The sequence below is a fragment of the Flavobacterium lotistagni genome (assembly GCF_011392125.1).
Lineage (GTDB): Bacteria > Bacteroidota > Bacteroidia > Flavobacteriales > Flavobacteriaceae > Flavobacterium > Flavobacterium lotistagni.
In genome coordinates this window covers 501,240-527,607 of the sequence record NZ_JAAJBU010000001.1, presented here as the reverse complement: position 1 = coordinate 527,607, position 26,368 = coordinate 501,240, and the positions used below count along the sequence as shown (strand labels likewise).

General features: G+C 39.5%; 23 protein-coding genes. 16 read left to right on the top strand and 7 right to left on the bottom strand.

Annotated elements, in window-relative coordinates:
• Positions 1-229 precede the first annotated feature (229 nt).
• The 8 genes from G4D82_RS02280 (at position 230) to G4D82_RS02245 (ending at position 8,873) form a co-directional block, all read left to right on the top strand.
• Positions 230-1,387 (top strand): homogentisate 1,2-dioxygenase, encoded by a 1,158-nt coding sequence (locus G4D82_RS02280; RefSeq protein WP_166334004.1) that lies wholly within the window; start codon positions 230-232, stop codon positions 1,385-1,387.
• Between the two features lie 156 nt (positions 1,388-1,543).
• On the top strand, positions 1,544-2,704 hold the full coding sequence (gene hppD / locus G4D82_RS02275) for a 4-hydroxyphenylpyruvate dioxygenase (protein WP_166334001.1): 1,161 nt from the start codon (positions 1,544-1,546) through the stop codon (positions 2,702-2,704).
• Positions 2,705-2,999: 295 nt separating this feature from the next.
• Positions 3,000-3,776: a DUF3108 domain-containing protein gene (locus G4D82_RS02270; protein WP_166333999.1), complete on the top strand. Its 777-nt coding sequence runs from the start codon at positions 3,000-3,002 to the stop codon at positions 3,774-3,776.
• On the top strand, positions 3,776-4,705 hold the full coding sequence (locus G4D82_RS02265; protein ID WP_166333997.1) for a tryptophan 2,3-dioxygenase family protein: 930 nt from the start codon (positions 3,776-3,778) through the stop codon (positions 4,703-4,705). Before G4D82_RS02270 ends, G4D82_RS02265 begins: the two co-directional genes overlap by 1 nt.
• 22 nt (positions 4,706-4,727) lie before the next feature.
• Positions 4,728-5,957 carry a peptidoglycan DD-metalloendopeptidase family protein gene (locus tag G4D82_RS02260; protein ID WP_166333995.1) on the top strand — a complete coding sequence of 410 codons (1,230 nt, stop codon included), beginning with the start codon at positions 4,728-4,730 and terminating at the stop codon, positions 5,955-5,957.
• 202 nt (positions 5,958-6,159) lie between these two features.
• Entirely contained in the window at positions 6,160-7,803 is a 1,644-nt protein-coding gene (gene pgi / locus G4D82_RS02255; protein ID WP_166333994.1) for a glucose-6-phosphate isomerase, read from the top strand.
• Positions 7,804-7,880: 77 nt separating this feature from the next.
• On the top strand, positions 7,881-8,303 hold the full coding sequence (locus G4D82_RS02250; RefSeq protein WP_166333992.1) for a hypothetical protein: 423 nt from the start codon (positions 7,881-7,883) through the stop codon (positions 8,301-8,303).
• Positions 8,304-8,369: 66 nt separating this feature from the next.
• Positions 8,370-8,873, top strand: a complete 504-nt coding sequence (locus tag G4D82_RS02245; protein ID WP_166333989.1) for a septal ring lytic transglycosylase RlpA family protein — start codon at positions 8,370-8,372, stop codon at positions 8,871-8,873.
• 1 nt (position 8,874) lies between these two features.
• Here G4D82_RS02245 and G4D82_RS02240 read toward each other — a convergent pair whose 3' ends face one another.
• On the bottom strand, positions 8,875-9,345 hold the full coding sequence (locus tag G4D82_RS02240) for a CYTH domain-containing protein (protein WP_166334281.1): 471 nt from the start codon (positions 9,343-9,345) through the stop codon (positions 8,875-8,877).
• 84 nt (positions 9,346-9,429) lie between these two features.
• On the opposite strand from G4D82_RS02240, the gene dinB reads away from it, so the two are divergent.
• A complete protein-coding gene (gene dinB, locus G4D82_RS02235; protein ID WP_166333987.1) occupies positions 9,430-10,512 on the top strand; it encodes a DNA polymerase IV in 1,083 nt (360 codons plus the stop codon).
• Between the two features lie 37 nt (positions 10,513-10,549).
• On the opposite strand, the gene pyk is transcribed toward dinB, so the two are convergent.
• The 5 genes from pyk to G4D82_RS02210 all read right to left on the bottom strand — a co-directional run bounded on the left by pyk (position 10,550) and on the right by G4D82_RS02210 (position 14,996).
• A complete protein-coding gene (gene pyk / locus G4D82_RS02230) occupies positions 10,550-11,983 on the bottom strand; it encodes a pyruvate kinase (protein ID WP_166333985.1) in 1,434 nt (477 codons plus the stop codon).
• 3 nt (positions 11,984-11,986) lie between these two features.
• Positions 11,987-12,475, bottom strand: coding sequence for an IPExxxVDY family protein (locus G4D82_RS02225; RefSeq protein WP_166333983.1), 489 nt, complete (start codon positions 12,473-12,475; stop codon positions 11,987-11,989).
• A gap of 117 nt (positions 12,476-12,592) precedes the next feature.
• On the bottom strand, positions 12,593-13,336 hold the full coding sequence (gene rnc, locus G4D82_RS02220; RefSeq protein ID WP_166333981.1) for a ribonuclease III: 744 nt from the start codon (positions 13,334-13,336) through the stop codon (positions 12,593-12,595).
• Between the two features lie 5 nt (positions 13,337-13,341).
• Positions 13,342-14,595: a beta-ketoacyl-ACP synthase II gene (gene fabF, locus G4D82_RS02215; RefSeq protein ID WP_166333979.1), complete on the bottom strand. Its 1,254-nt coding sequence runs from the start codon at positions 14,593-14,595 to the stop codon at positions 13,342-13,344.
• 164 nt (positions 14,596-14,759) lie between these two features.
• On the bottom strand, positions 14,760-14,996 hold the full coding sequence (locus G4D82_RS02210; protein ID WP_007137004.1) for an acyl carrier protein: 237 nt from the start codon (positions 14,994-14,996) through the stop codon (positions 14,760-14,762).
• A 168-nt stretch (positions 14,997-15,164) separates the two neighbouring features.
• Between G4D82_RS02210 and purN the strand changes: the two genes are divergently transcribed.
• The 4 genes from purN (at position 15,165) to G4D82_RS02190 (ending at position 19,171) form a co-directional block, all read left to right on the top strand.
• A complete protein-coding gene (gene purN, locus G4D82_RS02205) occupies positions 15,165-15,722 on the top strand; it encodes a phosphoribosylglycinamide formyltransferase (RefSeq protein WP_166333977.1) in 558 nt (185 codons plus the stop codon).
• Between the two features lie 13 nt (positions 15,723-15,735).
• The gene (rnhA, locus tag G4D82_RS02200; RefSeq protein ID WP_166333975.1) at positions 15,736-16,215 is read left to right on the top strand and encodes a ribonuclease HI; all 480 of its coding nucleotides are present in this window, start codon (positions 15,736-15,738) and stop codon (positions 16,213-16,215) included.
• Positions 16,216-16,288: 73 nt separating this feature from the next.
• Positions 16,289-17,212, top strand: coding sequence for a PfkB family carbohydrate kinase (locus G4D82_RS02195; RefSeq protein WP_166333973.1), 924 nt, complete (start codon positions 16,289-16,291; stop codon positions 17,210-17,212).
• Between the two features lie 60 nt (positions 17,213-17,272).
• The gene (locus G4D82_RS02190) at positions 17,273-19,171 is read left to right on the top strand and encodes an amidophosphoribosyltransferase (RefSeq protein WP_166333971.1); all 1,899 of its coding nucleotides are present in this window, start codon (positions 17,273-17,275) and stop codon (positions 19,169-19,171) included.
• Between the two features lie 446 nt (positions 19,172-19,617).
• Here G4D82_RS02190 and G4D82_RS02185 read toward each other — a convergent pair whose 3' ends face one another.
• Positions 19,618-20,226, bottom strand: a complete 609-nt coding sequence (locus G4D82_RS02185; RefSeq protein ID WP_166333969.1) for a superoxide dismutase — start codon at positions 20,224-20,226, stop codon at positions 19,618-19,620.
• Between the two features lie 228 nt (positions 20,227-20,454).
• On the opposite strand from G4D82_RS02185, the gene G4D82_RS02180 reads away from it, so the two are divergent.
• From G4D82_RS02180 to G4D82_RS02170, 3 genes are all read left to right on the top strand, one after another.
• The gene (locus G4D82_RS02180; RefSeq protein ID WP_166333967.1) at positions 20,455-23,625 is read left to right on the top strand and encodes a UvrD-helicase domain-containing protein; all 3,171 of its coding nucleotides are present in this window, start codon (positions 20,455-20,457) and stop codon (positions 23,623-23,625) included.
• 23 nt (positions 23,626-23,648) lie between these two features.
• Positions 23,649-24,842, top strand: a complete 1,194-nt coding sequence (gene kbl / locus G4D82_RS02175) for a glycine C-acetyltransferase (protein ID WP_166333965.1) — start codon at positions 23,649-23,651, stop codon at positions 24,840-24,842.
• Between the two features lie 113 nt (positions 24,843-24,955).
• Positions 24,956-26,362 carry an OmpA family protein gene (locus G4D82_RS02170; protein WP_166333963.1) on the top strand — a complete coding sequence of 469 codons (1,407 nt, stop codon included), beginning with the start codon at positions 24,956-24,958 and terminating at the stop codon, positions 26,360-26,362.
• Positions 26,363-26,368: the final 6 nt, after the last annotated feature.

Here is a 26,368-nt window from a genome sequence, read left to right as displayed (position 1 = left end):
CAAATCCAAGAAGTTGCTATTTTGGGTTTGGAATTTTTGTTTTGTTGGAATTTAAGTTTGAATATTGATTTTTTTTCGATATTTGTTAGATGAAAACAACGTGGACCGGTTTATTGCAACATCTGAAATTCCTGATTAAAAGAAATCCGGAGTGATATTTTAATTAATTGTATAAGAATCGGTTCAGTGCGAATCGAGCCCATTATTCACATATTAATTAAAATCAATTATGCCAATATACCACCAATTGGGCAGCTTTCCACAAAAGCGCCACGTGTTGTTCGAGAAGCCAAACGGCGGTTTGTACTATGAACAACTTTTCGGGACAGAAGGTTTTAACGGACATTCTTCGTTATTGTATCACGTTCATCGCCCTACTCAAGTAAAAGAAATCCTCCGCTCTTATTCGGTCGAGCCAAAAATAGCCATCGGGAAAAACATCAAATCATTATTGTTCAAAGGATTTGAATTGGAACCAAAGACTGATTTTTTGGAAAGCCGCAAGCCAATGCTGGTCAACAATGATTGTATAATCGGGTTGGCTGCACCGCAAGAATCGTTAACTTCTTATTTTTATAAAAATGCCGACGCAGACGAAATGCTTTTTATTCACAAAGGCAAAGGAAAACTGCGAACAATGCTCGGAAATATTGATTTCGAGTACGGCGATTATTTGATTATTCCGCGCGGAATGATTTATCAGATTCAGTTTGAATCGAGCGACAATCGTTTGTTTTATGTAGAGTCTTATGCGCCTTTTTATACCCCTAAACGTTACAAAAATGCATCAGGACAACTTTTGGAGCATTCACCATTTTGCGAGCGTGATTTTAAATTACCAACCGAATTGGAAACTCATGACGAGCAAGGCGATTTCATGATCAAGGTTAAAAAAGAAGGCATAATCCACGAAATGGTTTATGCTACACATCCATTTGATGTTGTGGGTTGGGATGGTTATAATTTTCCTTACGGTTTCAGCATCCACAACTTTGAGCCGATTACCGGAAGGGTACACCAACCGCCACCGGTACACCAAACCTTCGAAACTTCGACTTTTGTAGTTTGCTCTTTCTGCCCACGACTCTATGATTATCATCCAAAAGCAATTCCCGCCCCTTACAACCACAGTAACATCGATAGTGATGAGGTTTTGTATTACGTTGATGGAGATTTTATGAGTCGTAATAACATTGAGCAAGGCCATATTACACTGCATCCGAAAGGGATTCCTCATGGGCCTGCACCAGGCGCAATGGAGCGTAGTATAGGAAAAACCGAAACAGAAGAACTCGCGGTAATGGTCGACACTTTCCGGCCCTTAATGGTTACCGAAGAAGCGATGAAATTAGATGATGGTCAATACTATAAATCTTGGGTAGAATAGCCCGCGATATGGTGTAGGTTTATCGTAGACAAATAGTTCTCTGATTTTAAAAATTATCCAAGCAATCGGGCTCACGAGTTTCTGTTGCAACAATTACATTTAATCAATAATCAAATTAGATCTTCAATCCTTTGAGGTCTATTAAAAAATAGAATCATGACAAAACAAGTTACTTCCGTAGATTACGGACTTGAGAAAATATTCGATGGCGCTCAAGATTTTCTGCCATTATTAGGAACTGATTACGTAGAAATGTATGTCGGAAATGCGAAACAAGCGGCACATTTTTATAAAACAGCGTTTGGCTTTCAATCATTGGCGTATGCCGGCTTGGAAACGGGAATGCGCGACCGGGCATCTTATGTGTTAAAACAAGACAAAATTAGATTGGTTTTAACCACTGCCCTTAACAGTGATTCGCTAATTGGCGAGCACGTGAAAAAGCATGGCGACGGAGTTAAGGTTATCGCACTTTGGGTTGAAGATGCGCGAAAGGCTTTTGAAGAAACTACCAATAGAGGAGCAAAAGTATACATGGAGCCCACGGTCGAAAAAGATGAATTTGGAGAAGTGGTTCGTGCCGGAATATACACTTACGGAGAAACCGTTCATTTGTTCGTTGAGCGAAAAAACTACAGAGGTACTTTTCTTCCAGGCTATGTAGAATGGAAGTCAGACTACAATCCGGAACCAATAGGGCTCAAATATATCGATCATATGGTAGGTAATGTCGGTTGGAATCAAATGAATGTTTGGGTAAAATGGTACGAAGATGTAATGGGGTTTGTCAACTTTTTGTCTTTTGACGACAAACAAATCCACACCGAATATTCTGCACTGATGAGTAAGGTGATGAGCAATGGCAACGGACGAATTAAATTTCCAATTAATGAACCAGCCAAGGGAAACAAACGCTCACAAATTGAAGAATACCTTGACTTTTATGAAGGAGCAGGCGTGCAGCATATAGCTATTGCTACAGACGATATCATCTCGACGGTTACCCAGCTCAGAGCGCGAGGCGTAGAATTCTTATCGGCACCTCCAAAGGCTTATTACGAAGACATTCCCAATCGTTTAGGTGAACACATGAAGATGATGAAAGAAGATTTGAGCGCCATTGAGAAATTGGCGATTATGGTGGATGCCGATGACGAGGGATACCTACTCCAGATATTCACCAAGCCCGTCGAGGATAGACCAACGCTTTTCTTTGAGATAATTCAAAGGATGGGAGCCAAGGGCTTTGGAGCCGGAAATTTCAAAGCACTTTTTGAATCTATTGAAAGAGAGCAAGAAAAAAGAGGAACTCTTTAATAAAACACGTATTTTTTTGCAAATAATACAAAAGCGACGTGTCATAAGATGTTGTTTTTACACAAGACGTGTTAAAGTCGCTTTTTAGTTGAGAATATTTCAAAAACCAACCTATCTTTGCTGCAACAAAAAACAGAGGAGTGGTTTCCCGAGTTTTTTATATAAATTTTTCATAATTTATAGTTTTTGGTTGGTTAATAGCATAAAAACCCGGTCATTAATTTGACTGGGTTTTTTTGTTTTAATACATTTGGAACAGATATTGAATTCTCGGCAGAAATCAATTTCAAATAACATGAGAAAAGCCATTGCATTTGTATTAATTATCACCACTTTCGGATTCAGCACTCAAAAAGAAAGAGCCTTTGATGTTGGAGAATGGTTTAAATTTAGAATTCATTATGGCCTGGTCAATGCAGGATATGCAACACTAGAAGTGAGTGAGGCAATTCGGAACAATAAAAAAGTTTATCACGCGGTAGGAAAAGGATATACCACCGGAATGTCTAGGTTCTTTTTCAAAGTAGACGATTTATACGAAAGCTATTTTGACAAAGAAACGGGTAAACCCTATCAGTTTGTCAGAAAGATTGATGAAGGTGGATATAAGAAAGATCAAGAAGGTTTTTTTAATCAAGCCAACGATAAGGTTCTGGTTAAAGACCACAGAAAGAAGTCAGAGAAAACCATTGTGGTGACTGATAATGTTCAAGACATCATGTCTACGTTTTACTATCTTAGAAATCATCCCAATATTGATAAACTCAAAGTTGGGGAATCAGTAGCAGTAGATATGTTCTTCGATGATGAAATCACCAAATTCAAGTTAAAGTTTTTGGGATACGAAGATTTAAATACCAAGTTTGGAGTAGTACCCACTATGATTTTCAGACCTTTAGTCCAATCCGGTCGTGTTTTTAAAGAAGAAGAAAGCCTCACAGTCTGGATTTCCAATGACGATAATAAACTACCCATCCGAATCAAAGCCAGTTTGGCGGTCGGCTCTATCAAAGCGGATCTTGACGGATTTAAAGGCCTAAAATATTCTTTCAAAGTAAAAGTAAAACCCTAATGGAGCTTACCCAGAAAACCAATGAAATTTTGAATCAACTAGAAGAAAAATTTCAAACCATCAATCAAAAAACCGAAACCCATCTCGAAGGACTACTTTGGTCGAAACCCATTACTTATTGGGATTATATCCAAACAGACGCCTTACTCAATTTACAAACCCAAAGAACTACCTTGCCTGACGAAATGGTATTTATCATGTACCACCAAGTCAACGAATTACTTTTCAAAATGGTGCTTTGGGAAATCAACCAAGTTTCTCATCATCCACAACCCAACACTCGTTTTTTTGCCGAAAGACTCATGCGTATCAGTCGTTATTTCGATATGCTGACCCAATCTTTTGATATTATGGGCGATGGAATGGAGGTTGATCAATATATGAAATTCAGAAATACCCTTACACCAGCCAGCGGTTTTCAGAGTGCACAATACCGCTTAATTGAATTTGCATCTACTGATTTAATTAACCTAATTGATTACCGTTTCCGCGCGACTATAGATAGAAACACCCCATACGAACACGCTTTCGAACATTTGTATTGGCAAGCTGCGGGTAAAGACCACCAAACCGGCGAAAAATCCTATTTGATTCTAGAATTTGAAAGGAAATATAAAGCTTTGTTTTTACGTGAAATGGAAGCATACAACACAATTAATTTGTGGCGTAAATTCAAACAACTCCCTAAGGTTGATCAACAAAATCCAGAACTCATCAAAGCAATGCGTCACTATGATCGTACCGTCAATATTACTTGGGTTATGGGCCATTTGAATGCGGCAAAGAAATATATTGAAAGTGGTCAAGGATCAGGAGAGGCTACTGGCGGGAGCGATTGGAAAAAATATATGCATCCTAAATACCAAAGACGGATTTTCTTTCCTGAGCTCTGGAGTGAAGAAGAACTCAAAAATTGGGGAGAAGAATAATCATTGTATAAATCAATAGCTTTTGAAAAAAGTACTTGCCTTCGGAATCATTCTATTGGTATTCTTCTCATGTAAAAAACAAGACGAAGAAGTCACTTACGATGAAAGCAAACCTATTGCTGTTCTCGAACAATTTGGCTTCAAGTATAACGATTTCAACGTTTTGAACGACACGATCAAGCGAGGGGACACCTTTGGTAGTCTACTAGATCGACAAAACCTTGACGACCAAAAAGTATATGATATCATAGAGAAAGTCAAAGACAGTTTTGACGTGCGCAGCATCAGAGTCGGAAAGCCATTTACCTTCTTCAGAAGCAAAGACCGAAAAAAAAGGCTACATGCCTTTGTTTATCAGCCCGATCGCGGCAGTTACTACGTAGTCGATTTGAGAGATTCAGTTCAGGTTTTCAAGAAAATCCGACCGGTTAAATTCAGAACCAAAACCATTGCAGGAAGCTTAGATGGTTCACTCTCAGAAGCGCTTCAGAAACAAAAAGTAGATGTTTCCCTAGCCAATAAAATCACCAAAGTTTATGCTTGGTCGATTGATTTCTTCAAACTCAAAAAGGGCGATAAGTTCGGGATTACTTTTACTGAGCGTTTTATTGATGACACTATATATGATGGCGTTGACAGCCTTAAAGCTGCATTCTTTGAGTACAAAGGCAAACTGATTTACGCTTTTCCGTTTGAGCAGAATCAAGGCTCGGGCAAACTCGAATACTTCGACGAGCAAGGCAAAGCACTCAAGAACTTCTTCCTCAAAGCGCCGCTTAAGTATGTCAATATTACCTCACGATTTGCTAAAAGCCGTTTCCATCCGGTGCAAATGATTTGGAAAGCACACAAAGGAACCGATTATGCAGCTCCAACCGGAACACCAATTATGACTACAGCTTCAGGTGTAGTGGAACAAACAGGGTACACTGCCGGAAACGGGAACTTCGTCAAAGTCAAGCATGACCGCACTTACTCGACGCAATATTTGCATATGTCCAAAATTTTGGTGCGACGCGGACAGCGGGTCAATCAAGGTGATATCATCGGAAAAGTCGGAAGTACTGGCCTAGCAACAGGTCCGCACGTGTGTTACCGTTTCTGGAAGAATGGCGTTCAGGTTGATGCGCTCAGGCTTAAACTACCCAATTCTGAACCCATGAACAAGCGCAATTTGCCAAGGTTCCTCCAGCAGACCAAGCCGCTCAAGCAGGCACTTGATAGTGTGGCTCGTTTAGAATACAAGAAGTAATTTTTTCAGTAGCTTTTCCCGCTATCCACTCTATCTTTTTCTGCGTTGAAGGAACGAAGAAAAAGGATGCCGCTTCTATCGGGGCTAGTGCAATCGACTATTTATAGCAATTTTGTATTGGCCTGAAAAATCCGATGTCTTAGAATATTTTGCTTTAGGCTATAGTTGTTATCTTTGCGCATCGATTTTAAAAATGACAAGCATGGCTCTACAAAATAGCAATCCTACACAAACTAAAAGTTGGCAAAACCTCAAGGCGCATTTTGAAACAATTCAAAACAATTCCATTCGTGAAATGTTTCAAAATGACCCGGTAAGAGCCGCAAAATTTCATATTCAATGGCAAGATTTTCTAATTGATTTTTCTAAAAACAGCATCACTTTAGAAACATTGCCATTATTAATAGAACTAGCCAATGAAGCCCAACTCAAAGATGCTATTTCTAAATACTTCCAAGGCGATCATATTAACCAAACAGAAAATAGAGCTGTTTTGCATACGGCTTTGCGCGCACCAGAAACTGCAATAGTTAAAGTTAACGGTGAGAACGTAATTCCTGAAATTTTCGAGGTTAAAAGAAGAATCAAGCAGTTCACTGAAGAAGTTCTAACCGGAACCAGAAAAGGCTACACAGGTAAAGCTTTCACAGATGTGGTGAACATCGGCATCGGCGGATCAGATTTAGGACCTGCGATGGTTGTTGAGGCACTTCAATTTTACAAAAACCACCTCAATCTACATTTCGTATCCAACATTGATGGTGATCATGTGAGCGAAATTATCCGCAAACTTAACCCAGAAACCACATTGTTTGTCATTGTTTCCAAAACATTTACCACGCAGGAAACCCTGACCAATTCAGAAACTATCCGCAAGTGGTTTTTGCAAACCGCAAAACCAGAAGATATTGCCAAACATTTTGTTGCTGTTTCTACGAATCTTAAAAACGTAACAGCTTTTGGAATAGATGCAGCTAATATTTTTCCAATGTGGGATTGGGTTGGCGGCCGTTTTTCTCTATGGAGTGCCGTAGGATTATCTATCAGTTTGGCGGTGGGTTATGATCATTTTGAAGCTTTGCTTGAAGGAGCCTATCAAATGGATCAACATTTTAAATTGACAGATTTCGAGCAGAATATCCCCGTAATTCTAGCGCTACTCAGCATTTGGTATAATAACTTTTTTGGAGCAGAAAGCGAAGCCTTGATTCCGTACACCCAGTACTTGCAAAAACTGTCGCCTTACTTGCAACAAGGCATCATGGAAAGCAATGGTAAAAGTATAGACCGCGACGGAAAGCCAGTTTCGTATCAAACAGGAACCATTATTTGGGGCGAACCAGGGACGAATTCCCAACACGCTTTTTTTCAATTAATCCATCAAGGAACAAAATTGATTCCGACTGATTTCATTGGTTTTGTGGAACCTTTACACGGAAACCAAGACCACCACGAAAAACTCATGTCGAATTTTTTCGCCCAAACCGAAGCTTTACTCAATGGCAAAACCCAAGAGCAAGTTCAAGCAGAATTTGACCAACAAAATATCCCAGCAACAACCGCCGATTTTTTGAGGCCTTTCAAGGAATTTACAGGTAACAAACCCACCAACACAATTCTTATTCAAAAGCTCACACCGCAAACTCTTGGTGCTTTGGTGGCTTTGTATGAACATAAGATCTTCGTTCAAGGGGTAATTTGGAATATTTTCAGTTACGATCAATGGGGTGTCGAGTTGGGCAAACAATTAGCGAACACCATTCTTTCGGAAATCCAAACTAAGAACATTAAAAAGCACGATAGCTCTACCGAGTTTCTTTTATCACATTTTCTTAAAAACAAATAATTCTGCCTAAAACCCATACTAAAACTCAAAGCTGCTGAATTGTTTTTATTATATTTGAAATTCAAAAAAAATAAAATATGTACGAAATCATTCAAAAAGCACATTCTGGCTGGGCATACTTGGTTTTAATTGCCTTATTGGCCGCTTCCTTAAACGCTTTAATCAAAAGATCTTCTTCTAAAGAATTTCTTCCAGCAGACAGAAAAATAGCCTTAATGGCTTTGATTGCGACCCATCTTCAATTGGTTTTCGGTTTGATTCTGTACTTTGTTTCTCCTTTTGGGTCTAGTGCCTTTGGTCAAATGGCCGACAAAACCTTACGGCTCACTTCTTTGGAGCATCCACTGATTAATATTATTGCCATCGCATTAATAACCATAGGATGGTCTAGACATAAAAAATCTGGCACTAGTGAGGCTAAATTCAAAGCAATAGCGGTTTTTTACGGATTGGGCTTACTCTTGATTTTATCCAGAATTCCCTGGTCACTTTGGTTTTAAAACAATAACAAAAGTCTGTTGACTTTTCCATTGATTTTCTTGAATCAGTGTGTTAATACATCTGTCATGAAAAAAACAATTACACTTTTATTGTCGATTTTGGGAATATTGGCCCAAGCACAGACTGTTAAGTCTAAAAAGAAGTCGGTAATCAAAGACACCATTGCCATTGAGAGAGCTACTTCAGAGAAACCTACTGCAGAGAAAGTAGCGGTGGTGCAACCTGAAATTATTTTTAATGATACGGTAATTGCAGTTACGGGTAAGTTTAGCCTCTACAAGAAATCAGCACACGCTTCCTATTATGCCAACAAATTTAATGGCAGAAGAACTGCAAGCGGAAAACGGTTTAGCAACGATAAATACACGGCTGCCCATCGTAAACTTCCATTCGGAACTATTTTACGAGTGACTAATGAAGCCAATGGACAATGTGTTTTAGTTGAAGTAACCGACCGAGGTCCGTTTGCTCGAGGCCGTGAAATCGACCTTTCTAAACGCGCTTTTATGGAAATTGCTCACAATAAAAATAGCGGTAGCATGGTTGTGAAAATCGAAAAAGAAAATTAACTTATTTCCAATTCTTATAAGGGTGTTGGCTTAAAGAAGCATTGTAATAGCGCGTGTCGTTTGTTACTTCAAGGCCCAACCAATCAGGTTTTTCAAAGGTTTCGTTCTCGTGATTGAGTTCAATTTCGGCCAATACCAAACCTTCATTTTCTCCCGAGAATACGTCTACTTCAAACGTATTTTTACCAACAGTTACCTCATACCGCGTTTTCTGAATCACGCCTTTTTCACAAAGATCTAATAGTGGTTTTGCCTCGAGCAATGAAATTTCTGTTTCCCATTCAAAACGCGTGGTTCCGGTTTGATTTCCTTTCCCTTTAATAGTCAGAAAACCACTTTCGCCAGAGATTCGTATTCGCACAGTTCTTTCTGGGTCAGAATTCAAATAACCCTGTGCAATTACGTGTTTGGCTTTGGCTTGTGCTATAAAAGCATCAGAAACCACCAAGAATTTTCGCTCGATTTCAATCATTTTTTTCATTAGAAGCGATATATTTTCAAAGATATTACAATTATCTTTAGGGTTAGAATTGCAGTCAAACCTTTTAATGATTTCATGGAAGAACCTCGTCCGATAAGGAAAATAATCCATGTCGATATGGATGCTTTTTACGCTTCGGTTGAACAAATGGATCGGCCCGAGCTGCGAGGGAAACCAATTGCAGTTGGTGGTGGCGAAACGCGCGGCGTGGTATCTGCGGCCAGTTATGAAGCCCGAAAGTTTGGGGTTCGTTCTGCGATGAGCGGTTATTTGGCCAAGAAGAATTGTCCGGATTTGATTTTTGTCAGGCCGCGTTTTGACCGCTACAAGGAAATCTCATACAAAATCCGCAAGATATTTTTTGAGTATACTGATTTGGTTGAACCGCTCTCACTCGATGAGGCTTATTTAGACGTGACCCATAATAAAAAAGGAAATCCCAGTGCCACCCTCCTTGCGCAAGAAATTAGAAAACGTATTTATGATGAAATTGGTCTTACAGCTTCTGCAGGAATATCTGTTAATAAATTTGTGGCCAAAATTGCGTCAGATTATAACAAACCTAATGGACAGAAAACGGTTAATCCTGATGAAGTTATCCCTTTTTTGGAAGCCTTGCCTATTAAAAAATTCTACGGAGTGGGTAAAATCACTACCGAGAAGATGTACCAACTAGGCATTTTTTCTGGTGCAGATTTGAAAAACAAACCGATTGAATTTCTGGAGAAGCATTTCGGAAAATCGGGTCGTTTTTATTACAATGTTGTCCGAGGCATTCATAACAGCGAAGTCAAAGCAGAGCGCATCGCTAAATCTGTTGCTGCAGAACATACCTTCAATGAGAATCTTTCTTCAGAAATTTTTATGCTTGAAAAACTGGAAGCTATAGCCGGAGAACTTGAACGTCGTTTAAAAAAGCACCATATTGCAGGAAAAACGGTTACTCTTAAAATCAAATACAGCGATTTTACCCTGCAAACTCGAAGTAAAACTTTGCCCTATTTTGTCTCAGATAAATCACTACTGCTAGAAACCACTAAGGAATTGCTATTTCAAGAGCGAATGAAAAACTCTGTTCGCCTGCTGGGTATTTCGCTCAATAACTTAAACACTGAAGTCAAAAAGGCAGTCGCAGTCCAACTCAAGTTTGATTTTTAAGTATAAAAAAACCTCCAGCTAAGTGAAGGTTTAGTTTTTATTTTTCTATTTCGGAAACCCTTAGCGTATTGACCATCCCTTTATCGGCTACCGGCATCGCAGCGAGATTAATCAGAAAATCGCCTTTCTCTACATAACCTTTGTCTCGTGCTATTTGGTTGATGTCGGTTACCGTATCGTCTGTACTAACATATTTGTCGTAATAGAAAGATCGAACTCCCCAAAGTAGATTGAGTTGGGTTAGAATTCGTTTGTTGGAAGTAAATACTAAGATATGTGCCGACGGGCGCCATGCCGAAATTTGAAAAGCGGTATAACCACTATTGGTCAGCGTGCAAATGGCTTTCGCGCGGATAACATTGGCCATCGTGGCGGCGTGGTGACAAATTGATTTGGTGATAAAACGTTTGGTTCTAACTTGTGGAGTGTTTTGCGGAACTTGAATCAATGGAGAATCTTCAACAGCTTCTATAATTTGGGTCATTTTCTCGATAACTTGTACCGGATAATTCCCGACAGAGGTTTCCCCAGAAAGCATTACCGCATCGGCTCCATCCATGACCGAGTTAGCCACGTCATTGACTTCTGCTCTTGTCGGCGTTAGGCTCGAGATCATGGTTTCCATCATTTGCGTGGCGATGATGACCGGAATTCTTGCCGTCTTAGCACGGTTAACTAGTTTCTTCTGGATTAGAGGTACCTCGTGAGCCGGAACTTCTACACCCAAATCGCCACGGGCTACCATCAAACCGTCGCAAAACGCTACAATTTTATCGATATTGGCTACACCTTCCGGTTTTTCAATCTTAGCTATAATTGGAATTTTGTGATCAGAATGTTTGGAGATGAGTTCTTGCAATTCCATCAAATCTTCGGAAGTTCTTACAAAGGAAAGTGCAATCCAATCTACTTTTTGCTCTATGGCGAAAGTCGCGTCTTTAATGTCTTTCTTGGTTAGGGCTGGGAGCGAAACGTTGGTATTAGGCAGATTGACCCCTTTTTTTGATTTAAGTGGGCCGCCCTGAATAACCTTACAAACCACTTCGGTTTTTTTGTTGGTTTCGACCGCTTCAAAAATCAGTTTCCCGTCGTCGAGCAAGATTCTTTCACCCGGATTGACATCTTTTGGAAATTCTTTATAGTTCATATAAACCCGTTGCGCAGTACCAGGAATATCTTCTGCGGTTTGGAAAGTAATCAAATCACCGTCATTGACCACAACGTCTTCTTTCATTACCCCAACGCGGAGTTTCGGACCTTGCAAATCGGCTAAAATTCCAGTGGTATAGCCAAACTCATCGTTCAAGCCTCTGATGATATTGATCTTTTCTTCTATATCGGCATAGTCAGCGTGAGAAAAATTAATTCTAAATACGTTTACACCAGCATCAATCATATCTTTGAGTACGGCTCTGGTACTACAAGCCGGGCCTAATGTGGCTACAATTTTAGTTTTCTTGGTGGTTGGCATCGGTTAAAAAATTAAATTGTTTTTTGATTTTATGTTTTCGGGAATTACAATGTAAGCAGCAGTAACCCGTTCAATTTTGTTTAATTGCGAAATGATTTTACTCAACGTAAATGTCTGAGCATTGTTTTCAATTTTAAGGAAATAATCTACTTTTTTAAGTTCCGAAATCAGATGAACTTTTCTCAAAACTTCTAAGCCGGTCTCAATGAATAAATTGTTATCGGCATTTTTCTGACGAATCAAAATGTCGTTTTGATTTTGAATCAAGGTCCAGAGAACGCCGTTTTTGATGTCATCATATTGAAATTTGGAAAAAAAAGCTTCTCCTTCTTTCACTACAACACCGACTTCTTCTTTGCTTCTGCTTAATGTAATAGGTAATTGCTGATTAATGAAATAGGCCAATCGGAAATCTTCGAGTGAAGAGTGAATAGCAATGAGGTCATAATCTACTTCATCGAATTCGTCAAGATGCAACTTTAAGACTGCCATTTTTCCGATTAAATAAGGTCGTAAAGATAAAATATCTTATTGATAAAAAAAGAAATAAAAACCTCTCTTAACCACAATTTGGCAACGAAAACGATATAGTTTTAAGAAAATTTCAAATTATTTAGAATCGATACGATGCTGTAAGGCAAAATAAGCTCGTTGAGAGGCTTTTTCCTCAGCTTTCTTTTTAGAGGAAGCGCGTGCTTTGGCAATTACTTTATGGTCAATGCTAAGTTTTACGCCAAAGAGACGCTCACCAGTGATGGCATTGTCTTCAAAAACATCGTAATGAAAGGATTTTTTTTCTTTCTGACACCATTCAATCAGCAGGCTTTTGTAACTAATTACTTTGCCTTCGAGTTTCGCAATATCAACATAAGGAATGATAACGCGTTTCTTGATAAACTTCTCGCAGAATTCGTAGCCTTGGTCTAAGTATATGGCACCAATCAAAGCTTCAAAAACATTGCCGTGAATGTTCTCACCGAAATGGGAAGCAGGTACTTTGCTGTCAATGAATTCAATCAAATGCAAATCGCGACCGAGTTCGTTGAGGTGTTCGCGGCTGACAATCTTTGAGCGCATTTTAGTGAGATAACCTTCATCACCAGTGGGAACCTCGTTAAATAAATGAGCAGCAATGACCGAACTCAACATCGCGTCACCAAGAAATTCCAATCGTTCATAATTGATCGGATTTCCAGCAGCATCTATTTTATTCGAAGACCGGTGCGTAAATGACTTTCTGTAATAAGCAAGATTTTGTGGCTTGAAACCCAAAATTTTTTCAAGTGCTGTAAAAAAAATCCCGTCTTCTGAAGAACGGGAATCTTTAAATATTTTACGAATCAGTTTCTTCACAAAAATTAATCATCTAATTTCTTAAACAACACACAGGCGTTATGTCCTCCAAAACCAAATGTGTTGCTCATGGCTACTTTCACATCCCTTTTCTGGGCCTTATTTAAAGTCAGGTTCAGACTTGGGTCGATATTTTCATCGACTACCTCGTGATTGATTGTCGGAGGAACGACTCCGTATTTAATAGCTAAAATCGAAGCAATGGCTTCTATTGCTCCGGCAGCACCAAGCAAATGCCCAGTCATTGACTTGGTAGAGTTGATATTCAGTGTTTTTGCGTGATCTCCGAAAACCGCGCTGATGGCTTTGAGTTCTGCAACGTCGCCAAGAGGTGTTGAGGTTCCGTGGGTATTGATATGATCGATGTCTGTGGGTTTCATTCCGGCATCGTTCAAACAATTTTGCATTACGGCAATCACTCCAATTCCTTCCGGATGCGGTGCCGTTAAATGATAAGCATCTGAAGACATTCCTCCGCCGCCAATTTCACAGTAGATTTTGGCTCCGCGGGCTTTAGCGTGTTCGTATTCTTCTAATACTAAAGCACCGGCACCTTCGCCAAGCACAAATCCGTCGCGGGTAGCGTCGAATGGTCTTGAAGCAGTTTCTGGGCTTTCGTTTCTGGTTGATAGCGCTTGCATTGAGTTAAATCCGCCCATTCCGGCTATAGTCACTGCGGCTTCAGATCCTCCTGAAATGATAACATCGCACATTCCTAAACGGATATAATTGAAAGCATCAATTAGTGCATTGGCAGAAGAGGCGCAAGCAGATACAGTAGTATAATTCGGGCCCATAAAGCCATTGCGCATCGAAATATGAGCAGGCGCAATATCGGCAATCATTTTCGGGATAAAAAACGGATTGAATCTTGGAGTTCCATCGCCTTTGGCATACGAAATTACTTCTTCTTGGAAGGTTTCTAAACCGCCAATTCCGGCACCCCAAATCACGCCCACACGGTGTTTGTTGACATTGCTTTCAGTGATTCCAGCGTCATTAATGGCTTCTTCGCTTGCGGCAATAGCATACTGAGCGAATTTGTCCATTCTGCGGGCTTCCTTGCGGTCGATGTAATCTTCTATGTTAAAGTTCTTAACCTCGCAGGCAAATTTGGTTTTGTGCTTCTCGGTATCGTAATAGGTGATGGGTGCAGCGCCACTTTTACCGCTAATGAGCGCCTCCCAGTATTCCTGGATGTTGTTTCCAATTGGAGTTAAGGCTCCCAATCCTGTTACTACAACTCGTTTTAACGCCATAAATTTGTTTTTTGTGGAATTAATTTTAAACAAATAATACCCATCATTTCTTCTGGTAAATCCATCAAAGAGACAAGGGTATTAGGTATATTGTCGATTGAAATTCAACCGCTGAATGTTTTAAAAACAATAACACCCGCGATAGATTCACGGGTGTTGTAATATTATTTTTTAGCTTCTTCGATATAAGAAATAGCTTGACCAACAGTTGCGATGTTTTCCGCTTGGTCATCTGGAATCTGAATGTCAAATTCTTTCTCGAATTCCATGATTAGCTCAACAGTGTCTAATGAATCTGCTCCTAAATCGTTGGTGAAGCTAGCTTCTGTTACCACTTCGTTTTCGTCAACGCCTAATTTGTCTACGATAATCGCTTTTACTCTTGATGCAATGTCTGACATAATCTTTATTTTTAGAATTTAATTTGTTGGCAAAAATAAAAAACTTTATTTTAAAACCATGATTTAGTTGATAAATGTGTTAACGAAGATAAAATTTTATTTTTAGATTGAGGTTGCACAGCGCTAATTCTCATTTATTATGCTTTTTTTTGCGGAACAAATCATCTTATGAAAAAAATCGTTTTGTTTGCTTCAGGCTCTGGTACCAACGCTGAGAATATTATTCAATATTTTAAGAATTCTTCACTTGCCAAAGTAGTGGCTGTTTTTTCCAATAATCAGCAAGCGAAAGTATTGGATAGAGCGCACCAGCATGACGTTCCCGCTTTGGTTTTTTCAAGAACAGAACTTCAAGACGGAACGGTTCTAAAGCAACTCAATCAGTTTCATCCAGATATAATTGTACTGGCCGGCTTTTTATGGATGTTTCCCCAACAAATTATCGCGCAATATCCTACCATAAATATTCATCCGGCCTTGTTGCCTAAATATGGAGGAAAAGGAATGTATGGTATGAAGGTTCATCAAGCCGTGTTGGACAACCGGGAATTAGAAACCGGAATTACTATTCATCAAGTCAACGAACATTACGACCAAGGCGATATTATCTTTCAAAAATCTGTTGCTATTGAAGACTGTTTTACCGCTGAAGCCATAGCCGAGAAAGTGCACGAACTAGAATATTTGCATTTCCCCAAAGTCATAGAGTCAATTTTAAAAGCTTAAAAACCAATTTGTTTTGTCACATCAAGTACATATTTACACCGATGGTGCTGCCAAAGGAAACCCTGGAAACGGCGGTTATGGCGTGGTGATGGAATGGGTGGGAAAACCCTATCAAAAAGAGTTCTACGAAGGTTTTCGGCTGACCACTAATAATCGAATGGAGCTGCTTGCGGTAATTGTCGGCCTAGAAAAACTCAAAAATCCAAACACTAAAGTATTGGTGATTTCTGATTCAAAATATGTTGTCGATGCTGTGGAGAAAAAGTGGGTTTTCGGTTGGGAAAAAAAGGGGTTTGCTGGCAAAAAGAATCCGGATTTGTGGAAACGTTTTCTAAAAATTTACCGACAACACCAAGTGGATTTCAAATGGATTAAAGGCCACAACAACCACCGTCAGAACGAACGTTGCGATGAATTGGCCGTGATGGCATCGATGCAAAGTCAACTTTCGATTGATGAATTTTACGAAACCGAAGAAGCGAAACTATTGTGAAAATTGCTTCGGATTCGCTTTGTAACTTTGAACATATAGAGTACATTTGCGCCTTAATTTTCAAACGCAGCAGATGAATAAATTATTGATTGTCGGAACAGTAGCTTTCGACGCTATTGAAACCCCTTTCGGTAAAACAGATAAAATCTTGGGCGGCGCCGGTACTTTCATCGGTTTGTCTGCTTCTTACTTCAACTTAAAATCTGCCATTGTTTCGGTAGTCGGGGACGATTTTCCGCAAGAATATCTAGACTTGTTAACTGCGAGAAACATTGATATTTCTGGGCTCGAAATCGTCAAAGGCGGAAAAACATTTTTCTGGAGCGGAAGGTACCACAACGATTTGAATTCCCGCGATACACTTGTCACTGAGCTCAATACACTAGCAGACTTTCAACCTAAAGTGCCAGAGAACTTCAAAGATGCCGACGTTGTAATGCTCGGAAACTTACACCCATTGGTACAAAGCAGTGTTTTGGATCAGATGGAGAAGAAACCAAAATTAGTGGTACTTGACACCATGAATTTCTGGATGGATTGTGCTTTGCCAGAATTGTTGGACGTGATCAAACGGGTCGATGTGATTACCATTAACGATGAGGAAGCGCGTCAGCTATCAGGAGAATATTCACTTGTGAAAGCAGCGGCAAAAATTCACACCATGGGACCAAAATATGTGGTGATTAAAAAAGGAGAACATGGCGCTTTGTTGTTCCACCACAAAGATATTTTCTTTGCCCCAGCATTGCCTTTGGAGGAAGTTTTTGACCCGACCGGGGCAGGAGATACTTTCGCTGGCGGTTTCGCCGGATTTATTACCCAAAGCGAGAACGTTTCTTTCGACAATATGAAACAAGCTATTATTCAAGGTTCTAACTTGGCCTCATTTTGCGTGGAGCGATTCGGAACCGAGCGGATGCAGCAACTCACTAAAGAAGAAGTGCAGCAACGCCTCAAACAATTCAAGGCCTTAACACATTTTGATATAGAATTGTAATAAATTTATGCCTCGGTTTCTCGGGGCATTTTTATTTCAACTCACAACAACACAACTACAATGAGCGATGCCATCAAACACGAATGCGGGATAGCCCTGCTTCGATTAAAAAAACCACTAGAATTTTATAAACAAAAATACGGCTCTGCTTTCTACGGAATTCAGAAAATGTACCTGCTCATGGAGAAGCAGCACAACCGAGGACAAGACGGTGCTGGCTTAGCGTCGATTAAGCTCGATGTCGAACCTGGCGCAAGATACATTAGCCGCATTCGATCTACCGATGCCCAACCCATTCAGGATATCTTCACCCAAATCAACCAAAGAATCAATGAAGAAATGACGCAACATCCTGAGTATGCTGAGAATGTGGCGCTCCAGAAAAACAATATACCCTACATCGGCGAACTGTTTCTGGGTCACGTTCGTTACGGAACTTTCGGCAAAAATAGTATTGAAAGTGTTCATCCCTTTTTGCGTCAAAACAATTGGATGCACAGAAATCTGATTGTGGCGGGAAATTTCAACATGACCAATGTTCGTGAGCTTTTCAATAGTTTGGTGGAGTTGGGCCAACACCCTAAGGAAATGGCCGATACAGTTACCATTATGGAGAAAATCGGACATTTTCTAGATGAAGAAGTCACCGATTTGTACCAACAATGCAAAAATGACGGTTTATCCAAAAGAGAAGCTTCTCCTATTATCGCTGCTAAGCTTGATATTGTTAAAATCTTAAAACGCGCTTCACGCGGTTGGGACGGCGGCTATGCCATGGCGGGCCTTTTTGGTCATGGCGATGCATTTGTGTTCAGGGATCCGGCAGGAATTCGCCCAGCTTATTTTTATGAAGATGAAGAAATAATCGTGGTGGCTTCCGAGCGACCCGTGATTCAAACAGTCTTCAATGTGCCGTTCGACAAAGTAAAGGAACTGCAACCCGGAAATGCCCTGATTATAAAAAAGAATGGGCTAGTAACCGAGTCAGAAATTATTGCACCGACTATTAAGAAAGCATGTTCTTTTGAACGAATTTATTTCTCCAGAGGAAGCGATGCAGAAATTTACCAAGAGCGAAAAATGTTAGGAAAGTTGATTTTGCCCTTGGTTTTGGATACTATCGAGAGTGACACCGACAACACAGTTTTTTCGTACATCCCAAATACAGCTGAAACGTCTTTTTACGGAATGGTCGAGGCAGCACAAGATTTTCTCAATCAGCGAAAAAACCAGTACATACTTGATCATCGAAAAACACTGACCAAAGAGAAACTCGAAGAAATACTTTCGGTGAAAATCCGCACAGAAAAAATAGCCATTAAAGATGCCAAGCTGAGAACCTTTATCACCGAAGACAGTAGTCGCGATGATTTAGTGGCTCACGTTTACGACATTACTTATGGTGTGATTCAACCCACCGACAACTTGGTGGTAATTGACGACAGTATCGTCCGCGGAACCACACTAAAAATGAGTATTTTAAAAATGTTGGATCGATTGAACCCCAAAAAAATAGTGATTGTTTCCTCTGCTCCACAAATTCGTTATCCAGATTGCTACGGAATTGATATGGCCAAGCTTGAAACCTTAGTGGCTTTCAGAGCGGCACTTGAGTTGCTAAGAGAAAGAAATTTATACCATATTGTGGATGAAGTGTACCAACAATGTTTGGCCCAAGAGAAATTCAAGGATATTGATGTAGTGAATGCAGTGACGGCTATCTATAAACCTTTTCAACCGCAAGAGATATCCAATAAAATAGCCACAATGCTCAGTTCGGATGAAATTAATGCAGAAGTTAAAATTATTTTCCAGAGCATTGAAAACCTCCATGCCGCCTGTCCGAAAAACTTGGGCGATTGGTACTTCACAGGAGATTATCCGACACCCGGAGGAAACCGCGTTGTGAACAAGGCATTTATCAATTTTTATGAAGGAAAAGACGACCGAGCCTACTAAAGAAAGCAAATTTTAACACTTTATCGGGTTTTGGTGTATTTCGTCTAATTTATTTGTTGATAACGCACTACCACTATACTTTTGGAGAACCATAGCATTAGTAGGTTAAGTTTATGGTAGATTTGGGGCAAAAAGGGTGAACTTATGTTCACCTTTTTTATTGCCCAAAACTTAAAATTCTGCCTCTTAAAACTTACAAATTGACCATTCATTTACCGTACATTCACTCTTATTTCCCGTCATTTCCAATTGTTTTGACTAAGAATGCATTGGTTTATTAACATTTACGGTTATTTTTACCTCACCATAATTTAGTAGGTTTAAGCTTATGGTAGATTTGGGGCAAAAAGGGTGGAGAGTATTCTTCACCTTTTTTATTTTATCCAATCAAAAAGGCCCGGTTTCAACACTTGAAACCGGGCCTTTTTGGCAACTTAAAATTAAAATTATTTTTCTAAGGCAAATCGTCTCGCTACTTCTGTCCAATTGATGACATTAAAGAAAGCTTCAATATAATCCGGTCTGCGGTTTTGATAATTCAAATAGTAAGCATGTTCCCAAACATCCATTCCTAATATTGGAGTTCCGCCACAACCTACATTCGGCATTAAAGGATTGTCTTGGTTTGGTGTGCCGCAAACCTCCAATTTTCCGCCTTTGTGTACGCAGAGCCAAGCCCATCCAGAACCAAACTGTGTGGCACCCGCTTTAGAGAAACGCGCTTTAAACTCATCAAAACTTTCAAACGAATCTTCAATGGCCTCAAGCAAATCGCCGGCAGGTTTTCCTCCGCCGGTGGGACTCATCACGGTCCAGAACAAATTATGGTTATAATATCCGCCGCCATTATTTCTAACCGCTGCATTTTTCATATCGAGATTGATTAGAATGTTTTCAATGGTTTTGCCTTCCATATCAGTTCCGGCAATAGCAGCATTAAGGTTGGTGGTATAGGCGTTATGGTGCTTCGTGTGATGGATTTCCATGGTACGGGCATCAATATGAGGTTCTAGCGCATCATAAGCATAAGGTAACTTTGGTAATTCAAAAGCCATAATATTGAGTGTTTAATGATTTATAAATAGTGTTTTCAAATTTAAAGATTTAACTTTGGAAATGAAACATCTTAGGGTGTTTTCCTGCGGTTTATTTTTCAGGAGCTTATTCCCGCTATCCGTTACAATCTTTTTGGTATTGTCCTTCCGCATCGCTGCAGGGCAATACCAAAAAGGATTTTCACTCCTATCGGGGCTAGGCTTTTTTCAATACAAGATTATTCCATCATGCAAAGACCTTCTTTTTCCATCTATGATGCTTCGGCCGGGTCGGGCAAAACCTACACACTTGTCAAAGAATATCTGAAAATCATACTCACTTCAAAAAAAAATGATGCTTACCGAAATATTCTAGCCATTACTTTCACCAATAAAGCGGTGTTTGAAATGAAAAGCAGAATTGTTTATCAACTTACGCAATTCTCGAAACCCGAACCTGAAGAAAAAGCCCAAAGATTACTACAAGACTTATCCATTGAAACAGGTCTTTCCGTTAGCCAGATTAAAACCAAATCCTACGAAATCATTCGGCACATCATTCACAATTATGCGGCTTTCGATATTTTGACCATCGATAAGTTCACCCATAAAGTCATTCGGGCATTTGCCCACGACTTGAATTTGCCAATTACCTTCGAGGTAACGCTTGACACCGAATCGTTACTTAACGAAGCTGTTGATGCCGTTATAGCCAAAGCAGGAGAAGATAAGGTGCTTACACAACTTTTAATCGATTTCACGGTAGAGAAAACCGACGACGACAAATCATGGGACATTTCACGGGAGATACTTGAAACTGGAAAACTTATTTTCAATGAAAACAACCGCGAAGAATTAGAACAGCTCAGCGAAAAAGATATCGCAACATTCCTAATCATCAAAGAAAGATTGAAAGCGGCAGTTGGCGAGATAGAGCAGCAGAACAAAACAGCAGCCAGAAACGCGCTCCAGTTGATGGAAACAAATGGAGTCGACTTGAAGTCGTTTTCGGCAGGTCATTTTCCGAACCATCTGCAAAGTATTGCTCAGGGTAAATTTAATCCGCTGCTAAAAAAATACCATTCGCTTGAAGAGGTCAAGATTAATAAAACCGCAGCAGACAGATTGTCCATTGAGGCACTTCTTCCTGAAGTTTTGTCTATTTTGGAAAGTATCTATAAGAATTTTGAAAGAAGGGATTTTTACAATGCATTTCTGCGGAATATAACACCTTTGTCACTATTACAAACCCTGAGTAATCAACTCGCGCGCATTAAAGAAGAACAAAATATATTGTCAATTGCAGAGTTCAATGCACTAATTCACAAGGAGATTCATGACCAACCGGCACCATTTATATATGAACGACTAGGCGAGCGATACCGCCATTTTTTTATAGATGAGTTTCAAGATACTTCAGAAATGCAATGGCAAAACTTGATTCCGCTCATTGACAATGCACTCTCGGGGCAAAGCGATTCAGGGGAAAAAGGCACTTTGATGATAGTCGGCGATCCAAAGCAATCTATTTACCGGTGGCGTGGCGGCAAGGCTGAGCAATTCATAGCGCTTAGCAAAAACGAAAACCCAAAAGATAAAAATGAGAATCCGTTTAGCAACAAGGAAAAACTCGTTACCCATTTAGAAACCAATTACAGAAGTTATTCTGAAATCATACATTTCAACAATTCATTTTTTAAATTTCTATCACAGGAGTTTGAAAACCAAGATTATAGAAGATTATATCAAGAGCATAGCTATCAGCAAACCAATAACAAAGTTGGCGGATATGTTAATCTTTCTTTTTTGCCGTTGTCTGAAATAGATTTTCAAAGTGGAGAAATCGATAAAAGTGAAATTTACGGAAAAGCTACTCTTGAAATTATTCAAAACGCTCTCCATTCTGGTTTTTCATATAGTGATATAGCAATACTTACTCGCAAACGTGACCAAGGTATTGCCGTGGCTAACATATTAAGTCAAGAAAATATTCCGATGGTGTCTTCAGAAACTTTGCTGATTGAAAATTCGTCTCAAGTAAAATTTATCATCTCGGTTTTAAGCTACCTAAAAAATAACGAGGACATTGAGTCAAAAGCAAATTTCTTGTTTTATGTAGCTATGTATGCAAAACATGCGACTCCAATTCACGACATTATTGCACAAGGAATTCAGGCAAAACAAGATATAGATTTAGAAGTATTTCTACATAAATTTGATATATCAATAAAGTTTAACGATATTCGAAAAAAACCTTTGTATGAAGCGGTTCAGGCTATTGTCGATGCTTTTCTTTTGAGAGATAAAAATCAGGCTTATTTGCAGTATTTTTTAGACATCATTTTAGAAAGAGATTATCACAAACAAGCTGGAATTTCAGATTTTTTGGATTATTGGAGGCAAAATTCTTCCAAGTACAGCATACCCTCTCCTGAAGGGATTGATGCAGTTCGAATCATGACGATTCACAAATCAAAAGGGCTCGAATTTCCGGTGGTGATTATTCCGTTTGCTGATGAAGATTATGACCGAAAACCTAAAGACAAACTCTGGATTGAAGCTGAAGATACAGAATTCGGATTGCCTAAGGTATTGGTAGATAACACAAAAGCTGTAGCATCTTTTAGTGAAAAAGCATCAATGGTCTACCATTGCCAAAAGCAAGAAGAATTGCTGGACAGTATTAATGTGTTGTATGTAGCACTCACACGTGCTGAGGAACAGTTGTATCTGATTTCTCAGACAGTCAGCCCCAAGAAAGACGGCACTTTCCCTAACAGTATGGCTTCTTATTTCACAAGGTACTTAGTTGAAGGAAATCTTTATCAAGAAGGTAAGTTAGTTTACGAGTTTGGAAGTCCAACTAAATTGTCTATAAAGAGTAAGACCAGACATCAACCCAATTTAATTGTTGGCACTTCACAAAGTTTTGATATAAATAGTGTTAAAATTGCTCAGAAAGAAACCTTGCTTTGGGGAACCCGGCAGAAACAAGCGATTGAATTTGGAAATGTAATCCACGAAATTTTATCGATGATTCAATATCCTGATGACGTTTCTATGGCGGTTAAGAAAGCTTTACAAATCGGCATTATTCGCTCCGAACAACAAGAAATCGTTTATCAAACGATTCGTGATATTGTTACACATCCTGATTTAACCGCTTTCTTTTCATACAAAAATAAGATACTCAATGAACAGTCTATTTTGCAAATTCAAGGCCCGACTGTTAAGCCAGACAGGATGGTCCTGACGCCTGATAATGAAATATTACTGTTAGATTACAAAACAGGAAAGCATCAGGAAAAGTACAGGAAACAAGTCGATAATTACCAACAGACCATTGAACAAATGGAGTTCAAAGTCATAAAAAAGACATTAGTTTACATAGGAGAAACCCTAGAAATTATACATTTGTAACCATCAAAATTCAATCGATAACCATGTACGGAAAAATAAAAGAACACCTGCAAAATGAGCTTGAAACTATTGAAGAAAACGGCATTTTCAAAAGGGAAAGAATCATCACTTCTCCACAAGGTCCGGAAATACAAATTTCAACCAGAGAAACCGTTTTGAACTTTTGCGCCAATAATTATTTAGGATTGTCTTCGCATCCAGAAGTGATTCAAGCAGCTAAAGATACCATGGACAGTCATGGTTTCGGAATGTCTTCGGTTCGTTTCATCTGCGGAACACAAGATATCCACAAAACCTTAGAAAAAAAGATTGCTGATTTTTACGGAACTGAGGATACCATTTTATACGCCGCAGCTTTTGATGCTAATGGAGGTGTTTTCGAACCTTTGCTCGATGAAAAAGACGCGATCATTTCTGATAGTTTGAATCACGCTTCCATTATTGATGGCGTACGTTTGTGCAAGGCGATGCGTTATCGTTATGAAAACAGCAACATGCAAGATTTGGAGCAACAGTTAATTAAAGCTAACGATGCAGGAGCTAGATTTAAACTGATTGTTACAGATGGTGTTTTTTCTATGGATGGTTTGGTAGCTCCGTTGGATAAAATTTGTGATTTGGCAGATAAGTATGATGCTATGGTAATGGTGGACGAGTGTCATGCCGCCGGATTTATTGGCGCTACAGGAAAAGGAACTTTGGAGGCAAAAGCAGTCATAGGTCGTGTCGATATCATTACCGGAACTTTAGGTAAAGCACTTGGTGGTGCGATGGGCGGCTATACTACGGCTAAAAAAGAAATTATTGAAATTCTGCGTCAGCGTTCACGGCCTTATTTGTTCTCGAATTCGCTTGCGCCTTCAATTGTTGGAGCATCGATTAAAGTATTTGAATTGCTTGAAAAAGAAACCACACTCCGAGATCAGTTAGAATGGAATACACAATATTTCAAGAACGGAATGAAGAAGGCGGGGTTCGACATTATCGATGGAGATTCCGCTATCGTGCCAGTAATGCTCTACGACGCCAAGCTTTCACAGCAAATGGCCAATGAACTTTTGAAAAAAGGGATTTATGTTATTGGCTTCTTTTTTCCAGTGGTTCCAAAAGACAAGGCAAGAATTCGTGTACAACTATCAGCCGCACACACTCAAGGGCATTTAGACAAAGCTATCGAAGCGTTTACACAAGTAGGAAAAATGCTAAAAGTGATATAATTGCCATATTCTCAGTAGGTATGAGGGTTTTTTTTTAACACATCGTTTTGTAGTTAAAAAATTACGTATTACTTTTGCCCAACAAATATATTGTAATCTAACAAAACTTAAGTATGAAACATCTTAACAAATTATTTGTCGCTGTGGCAATGTTTATGGGTTTAAGCTCACAAGCACAAGACAGTAACAACCCATGGGCGATTTCGTTTGGTACGAATGCCGTAGATACTAGAGTAAGTGCTGCATCGAGCGTGCAAGACCAATTCTCTCAGTATTTCAATGTAAATGATTATTGGAACATTCTGCCTTCAGTATCTTACATTAGTGTTGCGAAACATGTAGGTGGAAATTTCTCATTTGGTGTGACAGGGTCTGTTAACAGAATCAAAAGATGGGTTGAGCCTAGAGTAACTGATCCGGGCGATTACACCGTGATTAACCCTGGTGATTTGAGCTACTATGCAGCAGATGGAGTAATTAAATACAGCATTGGTGGTGCTTTCGGATGGAAGTATATCGATCCTTCTGTGCATGTAGGTGGTGGTTACACTTCAATGGGTAAAGCTAGCTACGGAACCGCAAATGGAGGTCTAGGTCTTACTTTCTGGTTCACCGAAATGGTAGGTTTGTCATTCCAATCTACTTACAAGTATTCCTTTGACAATGATTCAAGAATTCCAGAACAAAACGTTCCTTCGCACATGCAACATTTTGCAGGCTTGACTTTCAAATTTGGAGGGAAAGACACTGACGGAGACGGAATTTACGACAAAGACGATGCTTGTCCTGAAGTGGCTGGTTTGAAGCAATTTAACGGATGTCCTGACACAGACGGAGACGGTATTGTTGATGGAAGCGATTCTTGTCCTGATGTAGCTGGTTTAGCAGAATTCCAAGGATGTCCAGATACAGATGCTGACGGAATCGCAGACAAAGATGATGCTTGTCCAGAAGTAGCTGGTCCAAAATCATTGAATGGTTGTCCAGATGCTGACGGAGACGGTATTGCTGATAAGTCAGATAAATGTCCAGATGTGAAAGGACCGAAAGAAAATGGAGGATGCCCATGGCCAGATACTGATGGTGATGGTGTTCTAGACAAAGATGATAAATGTGTTGATGTAAAAGGTACTGTGGCAAACAATGGTTGTCCAGAAATCTCAGAAGAACAAGTAAACAAATTGAATGCATACGCAAAAACTATCTTGTTCAACTCTGGTAAATCAACTTTCCAACAACAGACTTACCCAGTATTGCAATCAATTGCAGCGATTTTGAAAGAGTATCCTTCTTCAAACTTTAGCATTGAAGGTCATACTGACAGCGATGGAAAAGATGCGGCTAACCAAAAATTATCAGAAGATAGAGCTGCAGCAGTTAAAAACTATTTAATCGAGAATGGTATTGCTGCTTCAAGATTGACTTCTGCTGGTTTCGGTGAAACTAAACCAATCGATACCAACAAAACAAAAGCTGGTAAAGCTAATAACAGAAGAGTTGAAGTGAAATTGGTGAAGTAATTTCCA